The following is a 22,906-nucleotide window of genomic DNA, read 5'->3' as shown; positions in this document are numbered from 1 at the left end:
GTGGCATAGGCAAATCCGTGCCACACATATCCTGAGACGTGATGCATAGCCGATTGAGGCGAATTCAGTGATCCTATGCTGCCGAGAAAAGCCTCTAGCGAGCTTTTACACGGCCCGTACCCCAAACCGACACAGGTGGTCAGGTAGAGAATACTAAGGCGATCGAGATAACTATGGTTAAGGAACTCGGCAAAATGCCCCCGTAACTTCGGGAGAAGGGGGCCTCGTCTGGTGATCGGATTTACTCCGTGAGCTGGGTGGGGCCGCAGAGACCAGTGAGAAGCGACTGTTTACTAAAAACACAGGTCCGTGCGAAGTCGTAAGACGATGTATACGGACTGACGCCTGCCCGGTGCTGGAAGGTTAAGAGGACCGGTTAGCTTTTCGGAGCGAAGCTGAGAATTTAAGCCCCAGTAAACGGCGGTGGTAACTATAACCATCCTAAGGTAGCGAAATTCCTTGTCGGGTAAGTTCCGACCTGCACGAATGGCGTAACGACTTCTCAGCTGTCTCAACCATAGACTCGGCGAAATTGCATTACGAGTAAAGATGCTCGTTACGCGCGGCAGGACGAAAAGACCCCGGGACCTTCACTATAGCTTGGTATTGGTGTTCGGTTCGGTTTGTGTAGGATAGGTGGGAGACTGTGAAGCGGGCACGCCAGTGTTCGTGGAGTCATTGTTGAAATACCACTCTGATCGTATTGGACATCTAACCTCGGACCATGATCTGGTTCAGGGACAGTGCCTGGTGGGTAGTTTAACTGGGGCGGTTGCCTCCCAAAATGTAACGGAGGCGCCCAAAGGTTCCCTCAGCCTGGTTGGCAATCAGGTGTTGAGTGCAAGTGCACAAGGGAGCTTGACTGTGAGACTGACAGGTCGAGCAGGGACGAAAGTCGGGACTAGTGATCCGGCACCGGCAAGTGGAAGCGGTGTCGCTCAACGGATAAAAGGTACCCCGGGGATAACAGGCTGATCTTCCCCAAGAGTCCATATCGACGGGATGGTTTGGCACCTCGATGTCGGCTCGTCGCATCCTGGGGCTGGAGTAGGTCCCAAGGGTTGGGCTGTTCGCCCATTAAAGCGGCACGCGAGCTGGGTTTAGAACGTCGTGAGACAGTTCGGTCTCTATCCGCCGCGCGCGTTAGAAACTTGAGGAAGGCTGTCCCTAGTACGAGAGGACCGGGACGGACGAACCTCTGGTGTGCCAGTTGTTCCACCAGGAGCACCGCTGGTTAGCTACGTTCGGAAGGGATAACCGCTGAAAGCATCTAAGCGGGAAGCCTGTTCCAAGATGAGGTTTCTCACCCCCTTGAGGGGTAAGGCCCCGGCAGACCACCGGGTTGATAGGCCAGAACTGGAAGCACGGTAACGTGTGCAGGTGACTGGTACTAATAGGCCGAGGACTTACCACAAAGAAGCTACGCGTCCACTGTGCGGTATCTGAAACAACACACGATTTGTTTCAAGAACCGGAAACGATTCCATCGATGATCACATCGATTTGGATTGTGACCAGGTTCCGTGTGAAAATTTCACAGAGTTACGGCGGCCATAGCGGAGGGGAAACGCCCGGCCCCATTCCGAACCCGGAAGCTAAGCCCTCCAGCGCCGATGGTACTGCACTCGACAGGGTGTGGGAGAGTAGGACACCGCCGAACATAAATTGCGAATGCCTCGCATCACAGTCTTGAAAGAGACTGCGATGCGAGGCATTTCGCATATCCAGGGTCTGTTGAGCACAACTAGGATCGCGTTGTGGGTGACGACCTGGTGGAAGCAATGGATCTCAATCTCGCGTCTCATGCGTCGCACCTGCATCCCACGGTCGGCGGCGCGACGGTATACGAATCCGGCGACATCCTGATCGCGGACAGCGGACTGGACGATGACACCTTCAACATCGTGTGCCGGGCGCGATTGGCGCCGCACACGGCGCAGGCGCGGCTCGAGGAGATTCTGGCCACGGTGCGCGCGGCCGGTCGTCCGTTCTCGTGGTGGGTGGCGCCGACCTCGACGCCCTCGAACCTGGGAGAGCTGCTGCGAGCGAGGGGCGTTCGGCCGTCGGAGACAGAGCTGGCGATGACCGCGCTGATGACGGAGATTCCGTCGCCCGCGCCGCCTGCGGTCCTGACAGTCGTGAATGTGACCAATCGCGAGCAGTTGCGTGACTACGCGGACCTGATGGCCAGGAACTGGACGCCGCCCTCATCGGCGGTGTTCGACTACTTCGACGCCGCGGGGTCGGCGATCCTGAGTGGCGAGTGCGCCAGCACCTTCGTCGTCGGTTATCGCGCTGGAGAACCGGTGGCGGGGCGGAGATTCATCTCGCAGCCGGTGTTGCCGGCCTCTATGGCGTGGTGACCCACGAGGACCATCGCCGGCGGGGATATGGGACGGCGGTGACCCTGGCGGCGATCGACCACGTCAGGAGGGAAGGCGCGGAGCGCGTCGTGTTGCAGGCCTCCGAAGACGGTGCCTCCGTGTACGAGCGGATCGGATTCACCCCCGTCGGCACGTATACCGAATACGCGCTGCGACGGGGGTGAACCGAGTGTCGGACCCGTGTCTCAGGCCCGGACCCGTTCGGTGAGCGCGCGCCGGGCGTAGGCACGCACGTCGGCGTCCGAGTCGTCGATCGCGATGCTCAGTACCTGTTGTGCCGCAGGGTCTTCCACCCAGGTGGTGAGCGTGAGCACGGCGGCCTTGCGGACATCGAGGTGCACGTCGCCGAGGGCCGTCTCGAGTGCGGGCACCGCGTCCTCAGGGAGTGCACCGGCGAGGGCACGGGCCGCGCCCTGCCGGATCTGCCAGGCCGACTCCGTCAGCCCGGCGACGGCCAGCGCCACATCGTTCTCGGTGGGGCGCAGCGAGGCGAATGCCGTCAGCGCGGCCGCGCGGACGAGGGGGTCACGATCGGCCGCGAGGGTGCGGACCGCCTCGAGACCCCGAGGCCGATTGTCGCGAGGCCCTGGGCGCTGGCGATCCGCACCTCACGATTCTCGTCCTCGGATGCGGTGGCCACCGTCTGCCAGTCGTCCAGGGATACCAGCGCGCGCACCGACTCGATGCGGACCCGATGGTCGACGTCGGCGAGCGCCGCGCGGTACTGCGCCGCCGTCCCGGTGCGCAGTGCTCGTAGGAGGTCGACCACGGTGGACCGGACGATCGCGTCGCCGGAGGCGAGATGGAGTGCCAGCCCGTCCGCCGCGGGCAGCACCTCTACCAGCTCGCGGAGTCCCTCCGCGGCCGTCCGGCGTACGGCGGCGTCCTCGTCCCCGAGGGCGTCGACGAGTAGGTTGTCGAAGCCGTCGGGGGTGGCCTCGGTCAGCGTGGCGATGGCGGTGGAGCGCACCTGCGGGTCCGCATCGATCAGATAGGGGCGCAGCTGTGCCGCGGTCGGACTGTCGAGTCCGAGGATCTCCACGATCCGGGGGAGCGGGGCTCTGCTCGTGCGGGACTGGCGTCGACCCGAGTGGGGGACTCGACCGGCGCGCGCCCGCCCACAAGCGGCGGCTGTGTCACCGGTACGACCCGCTGATCACGGGGAGGAAGGTCGTCCAGTCCAGGGACCGGCACGAAGTACGGTGCCACCGGGCGCTTGAGGAACTCCATCTCGCCCCCGGCGCCCTTGCGAAGGTTCAGGTGGTACCCCCACTCGGAGTCGTCCTGGCCGGGTAGGTCCGCCCGCTCGTGGTACAGACCCCACCGGCTCTCCGTGCGGGTGAGCGAGCTGCGCGATGCCATTTCCGCACAGTCCCGGATGAACGAGACCTCCGCGCACCGCATCAGCTCGTGCGGGCTGGTCGCCCCCATGCCCTCGATCTCCGTGGTCATCCGCTCGAAGGTCTCGACCGCGATGGACAGCTTGGTCGCGGTCTTCGGGGGCGCCACATAGTCATTGACGAACCGCCGCAGCTTGTACTCGACCTGCGGTTGCGGCGGTCCGTCCGGGTGCAGGAGCGGCCGGTAGATCAGCTCGTGCGCCTCGCGCAGCTGATCGGTGGGCAATTCGGTGGGCGCGTCCACTGCAGGCAGGGTGCCGGTGGCGTGGGTACCCGCCAGGTCCCCGTACACGAAGGCACCGATCATGTAGTTGTGTGGCACGCACGCCAGGTCGCCTGCCGCGTACAGCCCGGGCACGGTCGTCGCGCCGTGCTCGTCCACCCACACGCCGGACGCCGAATGTCCACTGCACAGACCTATCTCGGAGATGTGCATCTCGATGTCGTGGGTGCGGTAGTCGTGGCCACGATTCACGTGAAACGTTCCGCGCGTGGGCCGTTCGGTGGTGTGCAGGATGGACTCGAGCGTGTCCAGGGTCTCGGTCGGCAGGTGACTGACCTTGAGGTAGATGGGGCCTCGGGCGGATTCGATCTCCTGCTTGACCTCGCTCATCATCTGCCCCGACCAGTAGTCGGAGTCGACGAAGCGTTCGCCCTGCGCGTTGACCTGGTAGCCGCCGAAGGGGTTCGCGACGTACGCGCAGGCCGGTCCGTTGTAATCCTTGATCAGCGGGTTGATCTGGAAGCACTCGATGCCGCTGAGCTCGGCCCCCGCGTGGTACGCCATCGAATAGCCGTCGCCGGCGTTGGTCGGGTTCTCGTAGGTGCCGTACAGGTATCCCGACGCGGGCAGCCCGAGCCGTCCGCAGGGGCCGGTCGCCAGGATGACGGCCTTCGCCCCGACCGCGACGAACTCCCCGGTCCTGGTGTTCAGGGCCGCCGCACCGACAGCCCGACCCCGATCCGTCAGCACCCGCACCGGCATCAGTCGGTTCTCGATCCGGATCTTCTCGCGCATCCTCCGCTGCCGCAGCACCCGGTACAGCGCCTTCTTCACGTCCTTGCCCTCGGGCATCGGCAGCACGTAGGAACCCGAGCGGTGCACCCGGCGGACCGCGTATTCGCCGTACTCGTCCTTCTCGAACTTGACGCCGTACTTCTCGAGCCGTTGCACCATCGCGAAGCCGCGGGTCGCGGTCTGGTAGACGGTGCGCTGGTTCACGATTCCGTCGTTGGCGCGGGTGATCTCCGCGACGTAGTCCTCCGGCTCTGCCTTGCCAGGGATGACGGCGTTGTTGACGCCGTCCATTCCCATGGCCAGCGCGCCGGAATGCCGGACGTGTGCCTTCTCGAGCAGCAGCACGTCGGCACCGTTCTCGGCGGCGGTCAGCGCGGCCATCGTGCCTGCGGTGCCGCCGCCGATGACCAGTACGTCGCAATCGAGACGGATGGTGTCGGCCAGGTCTGGGATGTCCATCAGTTCTCCGGGGTGTTCGTCGGGCCGACGCTCGGGTGGCCCAGCGCGGCCAGGACTTTCGTGCGGGCGGCTCGGGTGTCGGGGTGGTCGAGGGCGTCGCGTTCGCGCGGCCGTGGCACGTCGACGATGGTGCGCAGCGGGGCGCCCGCGTGCCCGAGCACCGCCACCCGGTCGCCGAGCAGGACCGCCTCGTCCACGTCGTGGGTCACGAAGACCACCGTCGTGGGGTGCGTGCGCCAGGTCTCGACGAGCAGGCGTTGCATGGTCGCGCGGGTCTGGGTATCGAGCGCCCCGAATGGTTCGTCCATCATCACGGCCCGGGGCGCACCGGCCAGGCCGCGCGCCAGCTGTACCCGCTGACGCATACCGCCGGAGAGGTTCTTGGGCAGGAAGTCAGCGAAGCCGGTGAGCCCGACCTCCTCGATCCATCGCTCCGCGTCGCGCCTGCGCCCCGACCTCGGCTGTCCGCGAAGCGCAAGGGCGAGTTCGATATTGGACCGGACCGTGCGCCACGGCAGGAGCGCGTTGTCCTGGAACACCACCGCGCGATCCCGCGAGGTGGTGGTGACGGCGGCTCCGTCCGCGAGGATGCGGCCGGAGTCCGGCGCCAGCAGACCCGCCAGGGCCCGGAGCACCGTCGACTTCCCGCAGCCGGAGGGTCCGGTCAGGACCAGGATCTGACCGGGCAGGGCGGTCAGGGACAGGGAACGGACCACGGGGGTGCCGGTGTAGGACAGCGTGACGCCGTCCAGGGCCAACGACATGCCCGCCGTGGCCTTCGATTCGCTTGTTGCCGTGGTCATCTGGTGTTCTCCCCTCGGGGCAGCCACCGGGTGACGCGGCGGCCGAGCAGCTCGACGGCCGCGGACGTGGCGAACCCGAGGACGCCGATGGTGATCATGCCGACGAAGACGCCCGGGTAGTCGACGATCGTGTATGCCTGCCAGGTGCGGTAGCCGACCCCGAGTCGGCCCGAGATCATCTCGGCGGAGATCACGCAGATCCACGCGACCCCGATGCCGACCGACAGCCCGCCGAACAGCCCGGGCAGGATCCCGGGGAGCACCACGCGGCCGAGGACGTCCCAGCGGCTGCCGCCCAGGGTGCGCACGGAGTCCTCCCAGATGGTCGGGAGCGCCCGCACCGCGTGCCGGGTGCTGACCATGATCGGGAAGAAGGCGGCGATGAAGGTGATGAAGACGATGCCTGCCTCGTCGCTGGGGAACAGCAGGATCGCCACCGGCACGATGGCGATCGCCGGGATTGGCCGCGCCAGTTCGGTCAGTGGGCCGACGGTGTCGGCGAACAGGCGGGAGCGTCCGAGCGCGATGCCGACGGCCACACCCGCCACCGTGGCGAGGCCGAACCCGGACACGATCCGGATCAGCGACTGACCGAGGTCCAGGTAGAAGAGGTCGGTCTGGAGCTGTTCGCCGTACGCCGAGACGATCTCGGTCACCGTCGGCAACGTGTCGAACCGCAGCCACAGTCGAACGCCGTTGGCCGTCAGCAACTGCCAGGCCAGCACCGCGGCGATCACCGAGGTGATCCGGATGGCCCTGGACCGCCACCGGGCGGGCCCGTCGGTCCGGTTCACCGCGCCGGGGTCGGGCGTCGCGTCCTCCGCAGGCACGACCGGCTCCGGGGCGGTCGCCCGTGTGCCGGGGGCGGTCACGGACGCGGTCACTGCCGGACCTCCTCGACGGCGCGGTCGTAGGTGATCGGGACGCTTGCAGGGTTCTTGTGCAGGTAGCGCTCCGCTGCGGCCGCCGTGGTGAAGGGCAGGAAGCGAGCTCCGTCGCGCACCCACACCGCCTTGTCCGCGAACCAGCGGGTGCCCAGTTCCGCGTCGGGAACGTAGGCGGCCCGGATTCCCCTGCCCTCGGCGCGCGCCTTCTTGACCGAGCGCAGGAGGCAGGTGGGGTCGGTCGCGGGCTCCGTCTGTGTCGCGCCCTCGAACCACAGCTCGCCCGCCTGCGTGGGTTCGGCGACGGGGACTCCGCACACGGGGTCGGTTCCGGTCAGGGCCGTGGGGTTGGTGGTGACTGCGACCGCGGCGTCGTAGGCCTCGATGCCCTCGGCCGCGTAGGCGGCACGCAGCGGCGCGTCGTCGACGAATCCGTCGATGTTCAGATCGGCGAAGTCGCCGATCGACTTCAGGTAGGGCACATCGGTTTTCAGTGCATCGACCAGGCGGGGCTTGAGGGTCGGGTCGAACGAGGTGCCGCCGGGGCCGTTGTAGAGGTAGACCACCTCCTGCGGCAGTCCGCTCTGCTCGGCGACGATCCGCGACGCCTCGAGGGGCTCGCCGCGGATGAATCGGGTGGCGTCGAGCTGTGCGAGCAGGAAGGCGTCGAGCACCTCGGGGTGCTGCTCGGCGTACGACTCGCGCACCACCACCCCGTGCAGCGTCGGCTGGTTGAGCTCCGCGCCGTCGTAGAGCAGCTTCGCCTTGTCCTGGAACACCAGCAGGCCCGGCCACGCCACGAACTGTGACAGCGCGGCCACCTGCCCGGACTCGAGCGCGGACGAGCCGACCTGTGGCTGCTGGTTGAGCACCTCGACTCCGGTGGCGGGGTCGAGTCCGGCGCGGTCGAGGGCCTGCACCAGGGTGCCGTGGCCGGCGGAGCCGACACTGGCGGAGACCTTCTGTCCGGCCAGGTCGGCGAGCCCTGTTGCCGTCGAATCCGGCGGCACCACAACCATGTTCAGCGCGCCCTTGGGGTTGTACCCGGTGACCGAGACGATCTCGGTCTTCGCGCGCGGGTTGGCCTGGGTTCGGGACCCATTGATGAGCATCGGATAGTCGCCCATCGAACCGATGTCGATCTTCTCGGCGACCATCTGGGCGGTGATGGGTGCGCCGGTGTCGTAGTCCTGCCATTGCACGGAGTACGGGGTGCCGGTCCGCTCGGTGACAGCCGCCAGGCGCTTCTCGAGGTAGCCCTGTGCCTTGAGGAGGGTGCCGGCGGTGACCGTGTTGATCGTCTTGGACTGGTAGCCGATGACGACGGGCACGGCGTCCGCGCCGCCCGCGCCGCCGCCGGAGTCACTGTCGAGGGAGCAGCCGGCGAGCAGGGCCGTGGTGAGGGCAGCGGCCATCGCCGCCGCGGGGATGCGGCGTTTCATGTTCGGGTCCTTGGTGGTCGAGTTGTCCGGTGCCAGGCGGCTAGCGGAGCAGGAAGGGCATGTTGACGGTGACCGCGCCGGTGGGACAGCGGGCCGCGCAGGGGCCGCAGTACCAGCACTCGTCGACGTGCATGAAGGCCTTGCCGTTGTCCGGGTTGATCGCCAGCGAGTCCAGCGGGCAGATCTCGACGCAGAGGGTGCACCCCTCGATGCAGAGCGACTCATCAATGGTGACGGGGACGTCGGCGCGTTGGTTGACCAGTGCCATCAGGTCAGCTCCCAGGGTTGGCTCGTGCGGAAGAGGTTGCCCCGCATGGTGATGCGGTCTCCTCGCATGCGGATGTACTCGAGGTCGACGGGCCTGCCGTCGTCGAGGGTGGTGAGTCGTTCGAGAAGCAGCAGCGCGGCGCCCTCGGGGGCCTGCAGCGCGGCCGCGGTGTGTGCGTCGGCGTTGACGGATTCGATGGCCAGCTCGGCCGATCCGAGCGGCCTGCCCGAGACCTCCTCGATCAGGGCGAATATGTCGTTGCCCGCGAGGTCGCGGCGCAGCAGTTCCTCGCCGAGGTCCGGGACGAGGTAGGTCAGGTCCAGGCTGAGCGGCAGGTCGCCGAGGTAGCGCAGCCGCTCGATGTAGACCGCGGGCTCGCCCCGGTCCAACTCGAGGCGGCGAGCGACGGCGGGCGGAGGCACGAGGCGCAGGGCCGCGCGTACCTCGTTGCGCACCTCGCCGTGCTCGCGGAGCGTCTCTTTGAGGCCTAGCAGGGTGTCGATGCCGTGGTCGAACTTGCGCCCGGACACCTGGGTGCCGACCCGCGGCGCGCGGTCGATCAGGCCCTCGTCCTTGAGCAGCGCGAGGGCGGCTCGCACGGTGTTCCTGGAGACCGCGAACTCGACGGCGAGGTCGTGCTCGGGCGGCAGGGTGCCCGCGAACGCGCCGGCCAGGGTCTGCTGACGCAGTACGTCCGCGACCTGGCGGGCCCGATCGGCGCGGGAGCGGCGGTTCGGCGGCGGCTCGATGGCTGCGCTCATCTGCTTCCCTCCTTCGGGGCCGGTGACCTGGACGAATGCCGACAGTAGTGGCGGTTTCGCGGGCTGCTGGCCGCTCACTTCGCGGCTGTCGGGGTGGTGAGGCGATTGCGCCACCCGCGGTGTGGGCGTACCTGGGCAAACGACGGGCCGGTGCGCGATTGCGCCGCCGCGAGGGGGCGCGGCGGAGTTCGGATCACGCTGATCCGAATGTTCGGATTCGCCGTCCGGGCCCGGGCCCGAGTCGTACGGCGTCTGGGCGGGTTTATAGTTGCGTTGTGCAACAACGATCGACCGCGGCCGTCGCCCAGGTACACGAGGAGCTCGTGCACCTGGTCCGCCAGCTGATGACGGGGGAGCGTCCCGCCGAGGGGCTGCCCACCTTCGCCCAGCACTCGGTGCTCTCCTATATCGAGCGCAATCCGGGATGCCGGGCGACCGAGATCTCCGAGGCGTTCGGGGTGCACCGGTCGACCGTGTCGCGGCAGCTGCGCGGATGCGTCGACGCCGGGTGGGTCCAGGCCGAACCCGGACCGATCCGCAGTGGGCACCCGCTCAGCCTCACGGACGCGGGCCGCGACGTCCTCACCGGCGCCGACCGGCGTCGCCGCGACGAGGTGGGGAGCGGGTCCGGGACTGGTCGTCCGCGGACATCGCCGACCTCGCCCGCATGCTGCACCGGTTCCGCACCAGTACCGCAGACCATGACACCGACCAGAGCATCGGAGCAGACCCCCGTGCGTGAATTCACCACCGAAGCCCAGTTCGCCATCGCGGACGACGACGCCCTCGTCCGATCCGTCTACCGGCACGCGCAGGAGGCACCCCAGCGGGTGCTGTTCAGCCGACCGATCGGCGGCGACTGGGTCGACGTCACCGCGGCCGAGTTCGCGGATCTGGTGGTCGGCGTCGCGAAGGGCCTGATCGCGGGAGGTGTGGCCCGGGGAGACCGAGTGATCCTGCTGTCGGCCACCCGGTTCGAATGGTCACTGTTCGACTTCGCGATCTGGGCGGCGGGCGCGGCCTCGGTACCGATCTACGACTCGTCCTCGCCCGACCAGATCCGTTGGATCGCAGAGGATTCGGGCGCGGTGACGGCGATCGTCGAAACCGAGCGGCACGCCTCGGCCTTCGACGGCTCCGGACTGGGTGTCCGCCAGATCGACGACAACGCGGTTGGTGCGCTGATCGCGGCGGGCGCGCATCTCGACGATGCCGAGGTGCACGACCGGGTCGCGGCGATCCGGGCCGACGACCTGGCATCGCTGGTGTACACCTCCGGCACCACGGGCAGGCCCAAGGGCTGCATTCTCACCCACCGCAACTTCCTGTCCGAGGTTCGCGGCATCCTGAGCGCCAGCATCGGTGAGGTGGCCAAGCCCGGCAACCGGATGCTCACCTTCCTGCCGCTCGCCCATGTCCTCGCCCGCGCCGTGTCATTGGCGATGTTCGAAGCCGGTGGGGCGCAGGCGCACTGGTCGAACTTCAGTACCGTCGTCGGGCAGTTCGCCCGGTACCAGCCGCATACCATCCTCGGGGTGCCGCGGGTCTTCGAGAAGGTTCGCGACTCGGCCGCGCACAGCGCCGCGCAGGGCGGCGCCGCCAAGAAGGCGATCTTCGACTTCGCCGAGAAGACCGCCGTCCGCTACAGCGAGGCGCTCGATGCGGGCGGGCCGTCCCCGGTGCTCCGCGCCCAGCACTGGGTCGCGGACCGGCTCGTCTACTCGAAGCTCCTGGCCGCGCTCGGCGGGGAGTGCTGGTGGGCCATCTCCGGCGGCGGCGCGCTGATGCCCAGCCTCGGGCACTTCTTCCGTGGCGTCGGCGTGCCGATCTACGAGGGCTACGGACTCACCGAGACCACCGCCGCGCACTGCGTCAACATCCCGGGTGCGCACAAGATGGGTACCGTCGGACGGCCGATGGGCGGCAACGGCGTTCGGATCGCGGCCGACGGCGAGATCGAACTGTGCGGCGGTGTGGTGTTCGGCGGGTACTGGCACAACGAGCAGGCCACGGCCGACACCTTCGACGGGGGCTGGCTGCGGACCGGCGACCTCGGCGAGCTGGACGAGGACGGCTTCCTCACCATCACCGGACGGAAGAAGGACCTGCTGATCACGGCGGGCGGCAAGAACGTCTCGCCGGGCCCGCTCGAGGACCGGATGCGCTCGCACGCCCTGATCTCGCAGGCCGTGGTCGTCGGGGACGCGCGCCCCTTCATCGCCGCGCTGCTCACCGTGGATCCGGACGTGTTCGCGCTGTGGAAGGGCGAGAACGGCAAGCCCGCCTCGGCCTCCGTCGCCGACCTGAGCGAGGACCGTGACCTGCACGCCGCGCTGCAGCAGGTGGTGGACGACGCGAACAGCACCGTCTCGCATTCCGAGGCGATCAAGAAGTTCGCGATCCTGCACCGCGACCTCACCGAGGCCGACGGCGAGATGACCGCCACCCTGAAGATCAAGCGCAAGGTGGTCACCGAGCGCTTCGCCGACGAGATCGACGCGCTGTACCGCTGACCCGATTCGGCCCTGGCGCGCTCAGCGGACCTCGCGGACGAGCGGGTACCGCGGCGTCGGATTCTCCAGCACCGGGTCCTGCCGGTCCTTGAGGTGGCGATCGAACATCGCCGTGATCAGGCCGTCGATCGTCCTCGTCACCTCCTGTCGCGGGGCGGTTCCGAGGCTAAGGCCGCCGGGGATCTGGAAGGCCGGGAGGTCGGGCACGCTCTGCGGGACGAAGTGCTCGGCGTCGGTGAAACTGGCGTGCCCGGTGTCGGCGATCGCGTACACGCGGCTCCACCCGCGGGGCGTCCGGAAGTACTGGTCCCAGAACCGTTCCCGGCCCTCGGGGCTGTCGGCGTGCAGCGAGCTGATGACGCTCAGCAGGGGACGGGTGGTGCCCTCGGTGACGATCGGGCTCGGCGCCGTGCCGTAGAAGAGGGCGCCGTCGAGGTTCACGCCTGCGTCGAGTCGGGGCTCGGTGCGCAGCACCTCGGCGGTGGACGCGCCGCCCATCGAATGGCCGAACATGCCGATCCTGGACGGGTCGACGGCGTCGGCGAGACCCTCGGGGAGGGGCACCTCCTTGGCCTCCCCGCGCGCGAGCGACTCGACGAAATCGATCACGAACCTCGCGTCGGCGACCCTGGCGTCGATGGCCTTGCGCAGGGTGGCGTCCGAGTACGAGTCGGTCATCCGCTGCGGAACGACCCGGCCGTCGGGGAAGACCGTGGCCAGGGCGTCGCCTGTGTGATCGATGCTGATCACCACGTACCCGCGGCCTGCGAGGTGCTCGGCGGTCCCGGTCGAGAGCGTCCGGGGATGTAGAACCCGGGGGAGAAGAGCACCACAGGGAGCGAGCGTCGTCCGCTCTCGGCGACGGGCGCATCCAGGTGGCCGTTCGTCCGGAGCCCGGTCCCCGGGAGGTACTCGGTGGGTTCGCGCCCGATCGCGGACGCGGCGGGGTAGGTGACGGTCACGGCGAGCTCGCGCCGGGTGCCGGGCGCCCAGGGGTCCTCGCGGTCGCGGTCGACGAGGCTCAGGTCGGTCACGCCGATGGCGGTGTCGCCGCCGGGCGCAGGCAGGATCGGGGCCGCGGTCGCGGGGGAGCCGATGGCGACGCCACCGAACGCAACGGCCGCGACGAGCAGCGGGGCCAGCGGGGAGAAGTGCGCACGCTTCACTGAGAACATCCCTCTGTCGGTCGGTGCTGGTGTCCTGGCGAACCGTAGTTGCCGGGCATCGCCCGTGGGGAAGCTACGTTTTCGTAAATCGAGCAGGTCCTCCCGGCGGGTCGCCCTTGCGCCAGGGCCCGGTCGGGTGCAGTGTCGAGACCGGCACTCGCATCCGGGAGGACACATGACCAGCCCCGACCTCGGTTCCATTCTGCTTGCGAGCGCGGACCCCGATCGCCTTCGGGACTGGTATTGCCGGGCGTTCGACGCCGCACCGACCCCGGACGGCGACGTCCGATTCGGCGGCGTCAGCGTCCTGTTCGACAAGCGCGACGATGTCGCCGAGAAGAACCCCGAGCCCGGCCGCACAATCCTCAACTTCCACGTGGACGACGCGGCAGCGGTCGCGGCCCGGCTGGACGAGATGGGTGCCGACTGGCTGGTCCGGCTCGAGGAACGCTCCGAGGGGATGCTGTTCGGGACGCTGATCGACCCGGACGGGAACTACTTCCAGATCATCGAGCTCGGTGCGCGATACCTGGCCGCCCGGGTACCCGCCCCGTCCACCACGCTGAACTCGGCGCCGTACAGCGGCTTCGCGGTCGACGACATCGAGGTGGCTGCGGCCTTCTACCGCGACACCCTCGGCCTGACCGTCACCGAGCAGTTCGGCCTGCTCGCGCTGCAGGTCGGCGGGGGTAAGACGGTGCTGGTGTACCCGAAGGAAGACCACACCCCGGCGACGTACACCATCCTGAACTTCCCGGTCGAGGACATCGACGCGGCGGTCGACGCGCTGCGCGAGCGGGGCGTGGCCTTCGAGCGGTACCCGGGGTTGGAGGCCGACGAGCGGGGCATCTTCCGGGGCGGTGGACCCTACATCGCCTGGTTCACCGATCCGGCCGGCAACGTCCTCTCGGTGCTGCAAGAACGGTGATCTCCGTGCTGTGGGTCACGGCGCGCCCACATGCACGTAAGGTGGAGGTCAGAGACCGAGTCGTGTCCGCGTCGCCCGTCGCCCCACTGCTCTCACATTTGCACGGGCTGAGCGGCACGGACGGACACCATGGAGAACACTGCCAGCCTGGGCATTCAGGCATTCATCTCGGAGGTCGTCCAGCGCGGTGGCCGCGCGGTCCGGCTCACCCACTCGCGGCGTAACCCGGTTCAGGTATGGGGCGTCGGCGACGGCAGTTGCGTGGTGCGGGTGCGAACCAAGCTCGACGGCGACTGGCAGGCGCGCAAGCAGGACGGCGCGCTGGACACCGATGACACGGGATCCCAGTTCTGGGTGTTCGTCGACCTGGCGACCTCCCCGGAGGAGTACTTCGTCGTCCCGTCCGAGGAGGTCGCCGCCGACATCCACAGCGAGGTCGATCTGTGGGTGAAGGAGGTTCCCGGGCGCACCCGGACGGGTAGCCACGCCATCGCCGTCGAGCGGGTGGAGCACGGCCGCGCACGCTGGGACCTGCTCGGGCTGTCCGACGTCAAGGACCCCAGTCGCAAGCCCGTCGGCGCGGCGGCCGAGCCGAGCCGGCCGAAGCTGGTGCCGATCACCCGTACGAAGAAGTCCGCGGTCGTCGAAGAGGTCGTCGACCTGAGGCTGCAGGTGGTCGCGGACTTCGAGGGCTACCGGCTCGTCGGCATGTACGACGAGCAGACGGGTCGGCTCGAGATCACCCGCGGGCCGATGGAGGGCCGCCGCTTCGACAACCCGACCGTCGCGGCCAATGCCGTCGCCAGCCACATCAGCGGCGACGTGGAGACCAGGGACGGGTGGACGTTCTGGCAGATCGAGGGCGCCGACCGCGCGCCGCTCGGATCCCGCCGCGCCGGATAGCCGCCGCCGACCAGTCCGGCCGCCGCATGCGCCGAGTGTGCACCTGCCGGCGGTCGCTCTCGGGCGATGCCCCGGCAGGTGCACACTCGGCGAGACGCGGGCTGGTGCCCCGGGTGGGTCGATCAGTTCCAGTTGTCGATCTTGACGTCGTGCGGATCCGGCGCGCCCGTCCCGGTTTCGATCAGCGACTTCAGGCTCATCAGGAAGAGCGCCCACTTGGTGCTGCAGTGGTGCATGAACTCCACCGGCTCCTTCCAACCCTGGTGGTTGAAGAGAATGACGGTGTAGTCGTCGACCTGATCGAGGTCCCAGATCACATGGGTGCCGACCCATTCCTCCGGTCCGTCGATCACCTCCCACTGGACTCGCTTGCCGGGCACGAGTTCGTCGACCTTCATGTCGAATCCGCCTGCCCCGAAACGAAATTGGAGCACGCCGCCGACGTCGTTGCCTTCGCCCTTGGTGTCGGTCGTCCACCAGGCGGCGAGCCCCTCGGCTGTGGTCAAGGCCGCGTAGACCTCGGCCGTCGATGACTTGATACCGACCCTGTGCAGGATGTCTACCATTTTCGGTCCCTCTTTCCCGTGTTGGTTTTCGAATGACCTGTCGAATTCAGTGCTGTGTGTCGCGTTGGTCTTTGGTGCGCTGAATCGCCTCGGCGATGCGCTTGATCCGCTGGAGCCTGGCGTCCCACGCCGCCCCGACCGAGGACAACTGCGCGACCGCACGAGCGAGTTGCGCCTCGTCCACCCGATACCTCCTCTCGCGCCCGGCAGGCGTGGCGTGTACCAGGCCGACCCGGTCGAGCACGCCGAGATGCTTCGCGATGGCCTGCCGTGTCACGGGCAGCTGCTCGCTGAGGCTGGTGGCCGTGCCGTCGCCGGCCGCCAGGAGCAGGTCGAGCATCCGCCGACGGGTCGGATCCCCGACCGCGGACCACAGGTCGTCGTCGACGGCGGTGCTCACGGGGTGGACACCAGCCGCGCGAGGTACTCCCCGAGCCGGGGCACGAATCGGTCCCAGCCGGTGCTGTGGTCGAGGTACTGCTCCTCCAACTTCGCGGCCTCCCAGCCCATCTCCCGGAACCCGGTCTCGGTGAGCCGGATCCTGGTGCCCGAGCCGGACGGGGTGAGCTCGAAGGTGATCAGCAGCGAGTCGGCGGAGTCGACGACCTTGCCCTCGGGGTAGCACCAGCGGAACGAGAACAAACGGGGCGGTTCGGCGTTCACCACCTTGATCGGGACGACCTTGGCCCTGTCGCCCCAGACGAGCTCACCGACCGCGCTGGGAGTGGCTTCGAACTCGGTGTGGTCGGTCCACCACTCCGAGATGTGCTCGGGGCTGCTGACCACCTCGAAGGCCACCTCGGGGGAGGCGTCGACGTAGATCTCTCGTTCGATGCTGCCGAACTCCATGTTCTGCACCCTTCCTCGATATGCAACGTTTGGTTGCACATCACGCTAGCCGAGCGTTCGGCATCACGCAACCATTGGTTGCATATTGAGCGGAAGCGGTGCTGGCGGGGCGCGGGGCTAGCCGAACTCCGCGCGGAAGGCCGCGACCAGTTCGGGCAGGACGGCCGTGGCCGCGTCGGGGTCGGCGTCGAGGGCCTGCAGGGCGACGCTCACGTCGGTGACACCCAGCCGCGCCTGGGCCGCCGCGTTCGCGACGGTGGCGGGCAGGTCGACCGCGCCGCTGTCGGTCCGCTCGACGGTCAGCCGCCCACGAACCTGGAGCTCGGCCGGGTCGCGGCCCGCGTCGGCGAAAGCGCCGCGCAGCTGCTCGATTCCCGCGCCGAGGTCGTCATCGGTGGCGCCCATGATGGGGATCCAGCCGTCGCCCCAGGTGGTCAGGCGGCGGACCACCGCCTTCGACAGCGTGCCGGACACCCAGATCGGGATGCGTCGACCGGGCGCAGGCCGGGGCGAGCAATACGCGTCGTCGAAGGTGATGCCGGGGCGGGCGACCGCGGCGGGCGCGCCCTCCCACAGTGCCCGGCACACCGCGAGGGTGTCGTCGAGCAGCGGGCCGCGCTTGGCGAAGTCCAGCCCGACCGCCTCGTATTCCTTTGCTTGCCAGCCGGTCCCGACGCCCAGGTCGACCCGACCGCCGGACAGCAAGTCCAGTGTCGCGGCGGTCTTCGCCAGGACCGCACCGCCGCGCAGCGCGGCGATCACGATCCCGGTGCCGAGCCGGATCCGCTCGGTCTGCCCGGCCACCAGCGCGAGCACCGTCATCGGTTCCAGCCACGGCGCGTCAGGGTCGGTGGGGAAGGCGCCCCACGAGTAGGCGGACGTGTCCGGACCCATCACGACGTGGTCGGTGAGGATCAGCCGGTCCACCCCGGCGGTGTCCGCGGCCCGGCAGACCTTGAGCAGCTGTCCGAAATCGTCTGCGGCGAGCAGGTTCCCGAAGTTCGGAACGTTGAGGCTGAGCGTTGGCATGGTGATCCTTCGGAACTGGTCAGGGATTGAGGGGGCGGTTGGTCCAGCCGCCGGATGCGCGCGGCACCCAGCCACCCGCGCCGTGCGTGCCGCCGTCGACATGGATGGTCCCGCCGGTCACGAAACGGGACAGGTCGGACGCCAGGAACAGGGCGGCGCCCGCCACGTCCTCCGGCTGCCCGGGGCCGCCGAGCGGGGACCATGTCGGCCACAGCGGCGCCTGCTCCTCAGGCACCAGCTCGGCATACGGCACCTGCACCGACTCGATGAGATCGGGGGCGATGGCGTTGACCCGAATCCCCGCCGGGCCGACCTCGGCGGCGAGTGAGCGGGTGAACTGCATCAGCGCGGCCTTGTAGGCCGAGTAGACGGTGTGCCCTGGCATCGACCGGTGCGCCTCGACGGAGGTGAGGTTGATGACCGATCCGAGGCCGCGCTCGGCCATGCCGGGCAGCAGGGCGTGCGTGAGCCGCAGCACGTGACCGAGGTTGACCTCGTGCAGCTGCTCCCACAGGTCGGGCTGGTTTTCGGCGAACGGGCGCGGCGGGCGGAGGTAGTGGCCGACGTTGTTCACCAGGATGTCCGGCCGGTGCTCGAGCAGCGCCGCGGGTACCGGGTCCGTGCGGACGTCCGCCTCGATGGCCTCGATCGATCCGCCCGCGGCGGGGTCGAACCCGAGCTCGGTGACCGGATCGAGGTCCGCGACCAGGACGTGGGCGCCATGAGCGGCGAACGACCGCGCGACGGCCGCGCCGATGCCCGCCGCACCGCCGGTGACGACCGCGCGCCGTCCCGACAGCAGGGCGCCAGGAGTGAATGCGGCTTGTGATGGCATGGCTCCATCACAGACCACCGCCGTCGACGGCGCAGTCGTCCTTCCCGATCAACGGGAGCGGGGTTGGTGCCGGGCGTGGCGTGCCTCCCGGTGCCCCCGCCGGTTCCCGCAGGTGGTCGCACATCCTTGGTACGTTGGCTGGGATCCCGCTGCGAGGAGGCTGCCGTGCCCACCGGACTGGATGTGACCGCGACCCCGGCCGAGACGCTGACCGTGTCCGCCCGCGACGGCGACGCGCGCGGCTACGCGACGGGCACGGTGTTCAGCTGGAAGGGCATCCCGTACGCCGCCGCAGGCGCCGCCCGGCGGTTCCGGACCGCGGTCGCGCCGTCCCCGTGGCTGGGCGAACGCGACTGCAGGGACTTCGGCCCCATCGCCCCGCAGGCCAAGACGGTCCAGGTGCCGATGGAACCGGGCTCGGTCGCGGACGAGGACTGCCTCTCGCTCAACGTGTGGGCACCCCGCCCGGACGGAACGCCGCGCCCGGTGATGGTCTGGATCCACGGCGGTGCGTACTGCGTCGGCTCGTCGTCGCAGAGCGTGTACGACGGCAGACGGCTGGCCGAGCTGGGCGACGTGGTGGTGGTCACGGTCAACTACCGGACCGGCGTGCTCGGGTTCCTCGACCTGTCGGCCTTCTCGACCGACGAGCACCCGTTCGAGACCAACATCGGGCTCCGCGACATGATCGCCGCGTTCGAATGGGTGCGTGACTGCATCGCCGCGTTCGGCGGGGACCCGGACAACGTCACCGCGTTCGGGGAGTCCTCGGGCGCCGGGTCGATCACGACGCTGATGACCTCACCGCGAGCGGAGGGTCTCTTCCACAAGGCCATCGTGCAAAGTGCTCCCGCCACATCGGTTTACGGTGCCGAGCGGGCCGCGACGGTGGCCAGGCGCTTCCTCGAGATCGTCGGTGTGAGCGAGGGCGAGACCGGCCGGCTGTGCGAGCTGCCGATCGAGAAGCTGACCGCGGCGGGTGACGTGCTGCTCGACGAGGTGACGACCTCGGTGCCGGGCACGCTGTCGATGGCTCCCGTGGTCGACGGCGACCTGGTGCCGCGGTACCCGGTCGCCGCGTTCCAGAAGGGATTCGCGCATCGCATCCCGCTGATCATCGGCACCAACAAGGACGAGGCGTCGATCTTCCGGCTGACCAGGTCGCCGATCATGCCGGTCACCGCGGACACCGTGAACCAGATGTTCACCGCGATCGCCGCCGACCATCCGAAGCTGCCCGCGATCCGCGTCGCGGAGATCATCTCGGCCTACCCGGACTGGTCGAAGACCAGCGGTGCCCTCGCGGTGTCGCGGGACGCGGCCTTCCGGATGCCGTGCCTGTGGATCGCGGACGCGCACAGCAAGCACTCGCCCACCTGGGTGTACCGGTTCGACCACGCCACCCCGATGCTGTGGGCGGCCAGGGTCGGCGCCGGGCACGCCACCGAATTGCCCTATGTGTTCGGCAATTTCGGCACCCTCAATCACGACCCGACCTTCTGGCTCGGCGGGCGGAAGGCCGCGCTGGAGGTCTCCGGCCGGGTGCAGCGGCGGTGGCTGGCGTTCGCGCAGCACGGTGTGCCCGCGGCGCTCGATGCGTCCAAGCACTGGGCGCCGTACCGCGAGGACACCAGGGCGACGCTGCTCATCGACAAGACCGACACCCTGGCGAGCGACCCCGACAAGGAGCTGCGGGCCGCGTGGGGCGACAAGGTGATGGGGTTCCGGTGACCGGGACCGCTGTAGCGTCATGCGCATGAGCAAGCTGGATGAGGTCGGCGAACGAGAATCGTGGCGCTGCTGGTTGTGCGACGAACCCGTCGACCCGAACATGTCGGTGAACGACCCCCGCGGTCCGAGCATCGACAGCATCAACACCGCCAAGAAGGGCAAGGGCGGCCCGGAGCGGCTCGCGCACCGCGCCTGCAACACCAAGAAGGGCGCGATCAAGCCGGTGGTCCCGTGGTCGGACGCGCTGTTCGTGATCGACCCGGCGCCGATCATCGGCGTCGTCGAGCAACTCACCCGCAAGCCCGGACGGGTCGCCGTCGCGCGATGCCCCTCGAAGTCCGACGCCGAGGACGCCTCCGCCTGGCTGCTGGACCGGTTGTCCCGGCTGGCGCCCGAGCTGACGCTGGACACCAAGATCGAGCCGGGCGGCGGCGGCTTCCTGCTGGTCGTCTCGCGCTGACCGGCGCTTGATCAGTCCTCGGGGCCTTGCTGGAACGGCCGGACCTCGATGGGCAGGGTGGTCGCGGCCGCGAGCTTGCGGCCCCAGCCGAGCGCGGTGTCGAGGTCGGGCGCCTCGATGATCGTGAATCCGCCGAGATGATTCTCGGCCTGTGCGAACGGGCCGTCGGTGACGAGCACCTCGCCGCTCTTCGGTCGCAGGACCGTCGCCTGCTCCGGCGGGTACAGGCCGCCGGCGAACACCCACGCGCCCGCGGCCTTGAGTTCCTGGTTGAGGGCGTCGATGTCCTCGATGATCCCCTCCAGGATCTCCGGCGCGGGGACCGGTCCGTCGGGCTGGTAGACACTGAGCAGGTACTGCGTCATGGCGTTCCTCTCTCACCCTCTAGTGCGTTCGAGTGTCGACCGGTTCCGCCATTGGTGCATCCAGATCGCGCAACGCAGGCAGCGTGAAGCAGACGGCGGCGATCACCAGGACCGGGATGGACAGCGCGAAAAAGGTGATCCGCAGGCCGACCGCGTCGATCAGCGGGCCTGCGAGCAGGTAGCCGAGCGGGCCCGCGGCGTACGCGGTGGATGTCATGACGCCGACGACGCGGCCGCGCATGTGCTCGGGGCTGCGGGTCTGCATCGCGTAGTTCGCGATCGGCCCGACCGGCCCGAACACCAGGCCGACCAGCAGCGCCAGGGTGAGCGTGACCCACAGCGCGGGCAGGAACGCCATGCCGACCATGCACCCACCGAGCGCGGTCACCGCCAGCAGCATCAGGGTCCTGCGCTTGACGTGGGCGGCGAGCGCGCCATACATCAGGGCGCCGATGACCCCGCCGACGCTCATCGCCATCAGCACCCATCCGAGCTGAGCGGGCTCGCCGCGTTCGGTGAAGTAGACCGGGAACAGCACGCTCTCCACCGGCATGTACAGCGCGACGATCGCCATGTCCACCAGCGCGAGGGTGCGCAGCAACCGGTTGTGCCACACGAACTTCAGGCCCTCGAGCGTGCCGCTCCACATCGATTCCGGCCTGGTCTCGTGATCGGGCGTGCCCGCGCCCTCGAGTCGGAGGAAGGCGATGGTGAGGATCGAGAGCGCGAAGCAGACGGAGGTCACCCACAGGGTGTTCACCGCGCCCACCGTGGCGATCAGCACGCCGCCGATGCCGGGGCCGATCAGGTAGGCGACGTTGTAGTTGGCCTCGTACAGGCTGTTCACCCGGTCCAGCGACCACCGGGCCTCCCTCGTCGCGGCAGGCAGCATGGATTCGCGGGCCGAGATGCCCGCCGGGTCGAATGCGGCGCCGAGGGCGGCGAGCGCCGCGATGCCACCCACCGACAGCCCGACCGTCGCGGACATCACCGGGATCAGCGCCACCGACACCGCGGACAGGAAGTCGGAGACCAGCGAGGTGCGGCGACGGCCGAACCGGTCGACCACCGTGCCGGAGAACAGGCTCGAGAGCAGCAGCGGCAGGGTGGCGGCACCCGCGACGACGGCGGCGTCGGTGGCCCGGCCGGTCTGTGCGAGGACAAGCCAGGGCAGAGCGACGATGGTGATGCCGTTGCCGGTGGCCGAGAGCAACGTCGCGAGGTTGATCAGGACCAGGGGCGTGTACCGGCGTGCGGCCGTGGCCGTCGTCGCAGTCATGTCGGGGTTCTCTCAGGCTGGAGGAGACATGTCCCGAGGCTAGCGAACCCGCCACCGCCGCGCGAGCGATTTTTGCCCGCGCGGCGGTGTGGTCAGGAGGCCAGGATTCTGGCCTTCTCCGCATTGAATTCGTCCTCGGTGAGAACTCCTTGATCCTTGAGTTCGGCGAGTTGTTTCAGTGCGGTGATGCGATCGACGCCGCCCGAGGGTGGTGCGGCGGCGGGCGGCGGCGGTGGCGGGGCGGCCTGCGGGGGCGCCTGTTGGGCTTGTTCGGCGTTCCATCGCTGACCCTGGCGACGGGAGACCCGATTCGAGACGGCGGTCGCGGTCCCGGCCACGACTGCGGTACGCGCGACGCCACGGAGTAGTCCAGGCATGGTGTGCTCCTTCGTCTTCAGCTGTCGGCGTCGAGCGAGTCGAGTGCCGCCATGATGCCTTGCAGGGGGATGCGGCCCGAGGCCACCAGTTGCGCGCCGCCGCGGCGCAGCGCCGTGGCGAACGGGGCGGCCCACAGGTTCTCGTAGACGAGAATCGCTCCGGAACAGCCGGGTTCGAGGATGGCGCCTGCCTCCTCGACGTCGCTTGGATTCACCAGTCCCGACGACGCCTCCGCGAACAGCGTCACGTCGATGCCGCCCTCCAAACCGAGGTCGTCGATCGCGATCCCGGCCATCGATCCGTCGGTGTCCTTGCGGACGAACACGAGGTCGAGCACGCGAATGATGCCGTTGTCGACCAGGTCGCGGAGCATCGGCAATGCCGAGCCGTCCGGCTGCCGGTCGGCGGGGAACTCCACCACGAGGTAGTCGATGGGCCCGACTTCGTCGAATTCGTTGTTCACTACAGGACCTCTCTCGTTGAAG

23 protein-coding genes, 2 rRNA genes and 2 pseudogenes (1 of these 27 cut by a window edge) are annotated in these 22,906 nt (G+C 68.7%); 10 read left to right on the top strand and 17 right to left on the bottom strand.

Going from position 1 to position 22,906, the window contains the following annotated elements; all coding sequences use genetic code 11:
* The 4 genes from BTZ20_RS18630 to BTZ20_RS28355 form a co-directional block, all read left to right on the top strand.
* Positions 1-1,414, top strand: a 23S ribosomal RNA gene (locus BTZ20_RS18630) (it extends 1,715 nt beyond the left edge of the window).
* Positions 1,415-1,543: 129 nt separating this feature from the next.
* Positions 1,544-1,660: ribosomal RNA gene (gene rrf, locus BTZ20_RS18625) — 5S ribosomal RNA — on the top strand.
* A 97-nt stretch (positions 1,661-1,757) separates the two neighbouring features.
* On the top strand, positions 1,758-2,363 hold the full coding sequence (locus BTZ20_RS18620) for a hypothetical protein (RefSeq protein ID WP_223263407.1): 606 nt from the start codon (positions 1,758-1,760) through the stop codon (positions 2,361-2,363).
* Complete coding sequence (locus BTZ20_RS28355; protein WP_262982495.1) at positions 2,357-2,548, top strand: GNAT family N-acetyltransferase; 192 nt, start codon at positions 2,357-2,359, stop codon at positions 2,546-2,548. The genes BTZ20_RS18620 and BTZ20_RS28355 overlap by 7 nt, the downstream gene beginning before the upstream one ends.
* 21 nt (positions 2,549-2,569) lie before the next feature.
* Here BTZ20_RS28355 and BTZ20_RS18615 read toward each other — a convergent pair.
* The 6 genes and pseudogenes from BTZ20_RS18615 to BTZ20_RS18590 form a co-directional block, all read right to left on the bottom strand.
* Positions 2,570-5,261: pseudogene (locus BTZ20_RS18615) on the bottom strand (fumarate reductase/succinate dehydrogenase flavoprotein subunit).
* Complete coding sequence (locus BTZ20_RS18610; protein WP_077042377.1) at positions 5,261-6,064, bottom strand: ABC transporter ATP-binding protein; 804 nt, start codon at positions 6,062-6,064, stop codon at positions 5,261-5,263. The pseudogene BTZ20_RS18615 and the gene BTZ20_RS18610 overlap by 1 nt, the downstream one beginning before the upstream one ends.
* Positions 6,061-6,858, bottom strand: a complete 798-nt coding sequence (locus BTZ20_RS18605; protein WP_223263826.1) for an ABC transporter permease — start codon at positions 6,856-6,858, stop codon at positions 6,061-6,063. Before BTZ20_RS18605 ends, BTZ20_RS18610 begins: the two co-directional genes overlap by 4 nt.
* Before the next feature lie 86 nt (positions 6,859-6,944).
* A complete protein-coding gene (locus BTZ20_RS18600; RefSeq protein WP_077042376.1) occupies positions 6,945-8,390 on the bottom strand; it encodes an ABC transporter substrate-binding protein in 1,446 nt (481 codons plus the stop codon).
* 40 nt (positions 8,391-8,430) lie between these two features.
* Positions 8,431-8,658: a ferredoxin family protein gene (locus BTZ20_RS18595; protein ID WP_027502301.1), complete on the bottom strand. Its 228-nt coding sequence runs from the start codon at positions 8,656-8,658 to the stop codon at positions 8,431-8,433.
* Positions 8,658-9,419, bottom strand: coding sequence for a GntR family transcriptional regulator (locus tag BTZ20_RS18590; RefSeq protein ID WP_077042375.1), 762 nt, complete (start codon positions 9,417-9,419; stop codon positions 8,658-8,660). The genes BTZ20_RS18595 and BTZ20_RS18590 overlap by 1 nt, the downstream gene beginning before the upstream one ends.
* Positions 9,420-9,454: 35 nt before the next feature.
* Here BTZ20_RS18590 and BTZ20_RS29525 point away from each other — a divergent pair.
* Both BTZ20_RS29525 and BTZ20_RS18580 read left to right on the top strand, forming a co-directional pair.
* Positions 9,455-9,934: pseudogene (locus BTZ20_RS29525) on the top strand (MarR family transcriptional regulator); the annotation flags it as partial.
* A 219-nt stretch (positions 9,935-10,153) separates the two neighbouring features.
* Positions 10,154-11,932, top strand: coding sequence for an AMP-dependent synthetase/ligase (locus tag BTZ20_RS18580; protein ID WP_077043818.1), 1,779 nt, complete (start codon positions 10,154-10,156; stop codon positions 11,930-11,932).
* A 21-nt stretch (positions 11,933-11,953) separates the two neighbouring features.
* Here BTZ20_RS18580 and BTZ20_RS18575 read toward each other — a convergent pair whose 3' ends face one another.
* Both BTZ20_RS18575 and BTZ20_RS28345 read right to left on the bottom strand, forming a co-directional pair.
* Positions 11,954-12,682, bottom strand: a complete 729-nt coding sequence (locus tag BTZ20_RS18575; protein ID WP_262982492.1) for a hypothetical protein — start codon at positions 12,680-12,682, stop codon at positions 11,954-11,956.
* On the bottom strand, positions 12,679-13,098 hold the full coding sequence (locus BTZ20_RS28345) for a hypothetical protein (protein ID WP_223263405.1): 420 nt from the start codon (positions 13,096-13,098) through the stop codon (positions 12,679-12,681). The genes BTZ20_RS18575 and BTZ20_RS28345 overlap by 4 nt, the downstream gene beginning before the upstream one ends.
* A 175-nt stretch (positions 13,099-13,273) precedes the next feature.
* On the opposite strand from BTZ20_RS28345, the gene BTZ20_RS18565 reads away from it, so the two are divergent.
* Positions 13,274-14,026, top strand: coding sequence for a VOC family protein (locus BTZ20_RS18565; protein ID WP_077042372.1), 753 nt, complete (start codon positions 13,274-13,276; stop codon positions 14,024-14,026).
* A gap of 129 nt (positions 14,027-14,155) precedes the next feature.
* Positions 14,156-14,929 (top strand): hypothetical protein, encoded by a 774-nt coding sequence (locus BTZ20_RS18560; protein WP_077042371.1) that lies wholly within the window; start codon positions 14,156-14,158, stop codon positions 14,927-14,929.
* A gap of 122 nt (positions 14,930-15,051) precedes the next feature.
* Here BTZ20_RS18560 and BTZ20_RS18555 read toward each other — a convergent pair whose 3' ends face one another.
* From BTZ20_RS18555 to BTZ20_RS18535, 5 genes are all read right to left on the bottom strand, one after another.
* Positions 15,052-15,495: an SRPBCC family protein gene (locus BTZ20_RS18555; protein WP_077042370.1), complete on the bottom strand. Its 444-nt coding sequence runs from the start codon at positions 15,493-15,495 to the stop codon at positions 15,052-15,054.
* A 46-nt stretch (positions 15,496-15,541) separates the two neighbouring features.
* Entirely contained in the window at positions 15,542-15,895 is a 354-nt protein-coding gene (locus BTZ20_RS18550) for an ArsR/SmtB family transcription factor (protein ID WP_077042369.1), read from the bottom strand.
* The gene (locus tag BTZ20_RS18545) at positions 15,892-16,344 is read right to left on the bottom strand and encodes an SRPBCC domain-containing protein (protein ID WP_077042368.1); all 453 of its coding nucleotides are present in this window, start codon (positions 16,342-16,344) and stop codon (positions 15,892-15,894) included. Before BTZ20_RS18545 ends, BTZ20_RS18550 begins: the two co-directional genes overlap by 4 nt.
* A gap of 117 nt (positions 16,345-16,461) precedes the next feature.
* A complete protein-coding gene (locus BTZ20_RS18540; RefSeq protein ID WP_077042367.1) occupies positions 16,462-17,373 on the bottom strand; it encodes a TIGR03619 family F420-dependent LLM class oxidoreductase in 912 nt (303 codons plus the stop codon).
* Positions 17,374-17,392: 19 nt separating this feature from the next.
* A complete protein-coding gene (locus BTZ20_RS18535) occupies positions 17,393-18,208 on the bottom strand; it encodes an SDR family NAD(P)-dependent oxidoreductase (RefSeq protein WP_077042366.1) in 816 nt (271 codons plus the stop codon).
* Between the two features lie 165 nt (positions 18,209-18,373).
* Between BTZ20_RS18535 and BTZ20_RS18530 the strand changes: the two genes are divergently transcribed.
* Together BTZ20_RS18530 and BTZ20_RS18525 are read left to right on the top strand one after the other, a co-directional pair.
* Complete coding sequence (locus BTZ20_RS18530) at positions 18,374-19,939, top strand: carboxylesterase/lipase family protein (protein ID WP_411269083.1); 1,566 nt, start codon at positions 18,374-18,376, stop codon at positions 19,937-19,939.
* Positions 19,940-19,964: 25 nt separating this feature from the next.
* Positions 19,965-20,399 (top strand): hypothetical protein, encoded by a 435-nt coding sequence (locus BTZ20_RS18525; RefSeq protein WP_077042365.1) that lies wholly within the window; start codon positions 19,965-19,967, stop codon positions 20,397-20,399.
* Positions 20,400-20,410: 11 nt separating this feature from the next.
* On the opposite strand, the gene BTZ20_RS18520 is transcribed toward BTZ20_RS18525, so the two are convergent.
* The 4 genes from BTZ20_RS18520 to BTZ20_RS18505 all read right to left on the bottom strand — a co-directional run bounded on the left by BTZ20_RS18520 (position 20,411) and on the right by BTZ20_RS18505 (position 22,884).
* Positions 20,411-20,764, bottom strand: a complete 354-nt coding sequence (locus tag BTZ20_RS18520) for a YciI family protein (protein WP_077042364.1) — start codon at positions 20,762-20,764, stop codon at positions 20,411-20,413.
* A 19-nt stretch (positions 20,765-20,783) separates the two neighbouring features.
* A complete protein-coding gene (locus tag BTZ20_RS18515) occupies positions 20,784-22,043 on the bottom strand; it encodes an MFS transporter (protein WP_077042363.1) in 1,260 nt (419 codons plus the stop codon).
* A 92-nt stretch (positions 22,044-22,135) separates the two neighbouring features.
* On the bottom strand, positions 22,136-22,420 hold the full coding sequence (locus tag BTZ20_RS18510; RefSeq protein ID WP_077042362.1) for an SHOCT domain-containing protein: 285 nt from the start codon (positions 22,418-22,420) through the stop codon (positions 22,136-22,138).
* A gap of 17 nt (positions 22,421-22,437) precedes the next feature.
* Complete coding sequence (locus BTZ20_RS18505) at positions 22,438-22,884, bottom strand: DUF6325 family protein (protein ID WP_223263404.1); 447 nt, start codon at positions 22,882-22,884, stop codon at positions 22,438-22,440.
* Between the last annotated feature and the right edge of the window lie 22 nt (positions 22,885-22,906).

Origin of the sequence: Rhodococcus sp. MTM3W5.2 (genome assembly GCF_001984015.1) — a bacterium.
Lineage (GTDB): Bacteria > Actinomycetota > Actinomycetes > Mycobacteriales > Mycobacteriaceae > Rhodococcus_G > Rhodococcus_G oryzae.
The sequence above is the reverse complement of the archived record's forward strand: the minus strand, read 5'-3'. Positions and strand labels throughout refer to the sequence as shown.

Coding starts and splice junctions, on each gene's coding strand:
- BTZ20_RS18525 (WP_077042365.1), top strand. CDS start 19,965: ATGAGCAAGCTGGATGAGGTCGGCGAACGAGAATCGTGGCGCTGCTGG.
- BTZ20_RS18510 (WP_077042362.1), bottom strand. CDS start 22,420: ATGCCTGGACTACTCCGTGGCGTCGCGCGTACCGCAGTCGTGGCCGGG.
- BTZ20_RS18565 (WP_077042372.1), top strand. CDS start 13,274: ATGACCAGCCCCGACCTCGGTTCCATTCTGCTTGCGAGCGCGGACCCC.
- BTZ20_RS18595 (WP_027502301.1), bottom strand. CDS start 8,658: ATGGCACTGGTCAACCAACGCGCCGACGTCCCCGTCACCATTGATGAG.
- BTZ20_RS18515 (WP_077042363.1), bottom strand. CDS start 22,043: ATGACTGCGACGACGGCCACGGCCGCACGCCGGTACACGCCCCTGGTC.
- BTZ20_RS18520 (WP_077042364.1), bottom strand. CDS start 20,764: ATGACGCAGTACCTGCTCAGTGTCTACCAGCCCGACGGACCGGTCCCC.
- BTZ20_RS18610 (WP_077042377.1), bottom strand. CDS start 6,064: ATGACCACGGCAACAAGCGAATCGAAGGCCACGGCGGGCATGTCGTTG.
- BTZ20_RS18560 (WP_077042371.1), top strand. CDS start 14,156: ATGGAGAACACTGCCAGCCTGGGCATTCAGGCATTCATCTCGGAGGTC.
- BTZ20_RS18545 (WP_077042368.1), bottom strand. CDS start 16,344: ATGGAGTTCGGCAGCATCGAACGAGAGATCTACGTCGACGCCTCCCCC.
- BTZ20_RS18600 (WP_077042376.1), bottom strand. CDS start 8,390: ATGAAACGCCGCATCCCCGCGGCGGCGATGGCCGCTGCCCTCACCACG.
- BTZ20_RS18535 (WP_077042366.1), bottom strand. CDS start 18,208: ATGCCATCACAAGCCGCATTCACTCCTGGCGCCCTGCTGTCGGGACGG.
- BTZ20_RS18540 (WP_077042367.1), bottom strand. CDS start 17,373: ATGCCAACGCTCAGCCTCAACGTTCCGAACTTCGGGAACCTGCTCGCC.
- BTZ20_RS18555 (WP_077042370.1), bottom strand. CDS start 15,495: ATGGTAGACATCCTGCACAGGGTCGGTATCAAGTCATCGACGGCCGAG.
- BTZ20_RS18590 (WP_077042375.1), bottom strand. CDS start 9,419: ATGAGCGCAGCCATCGAGCCGCCGCCGAACCGCCGCTCCCGCGCCGAT.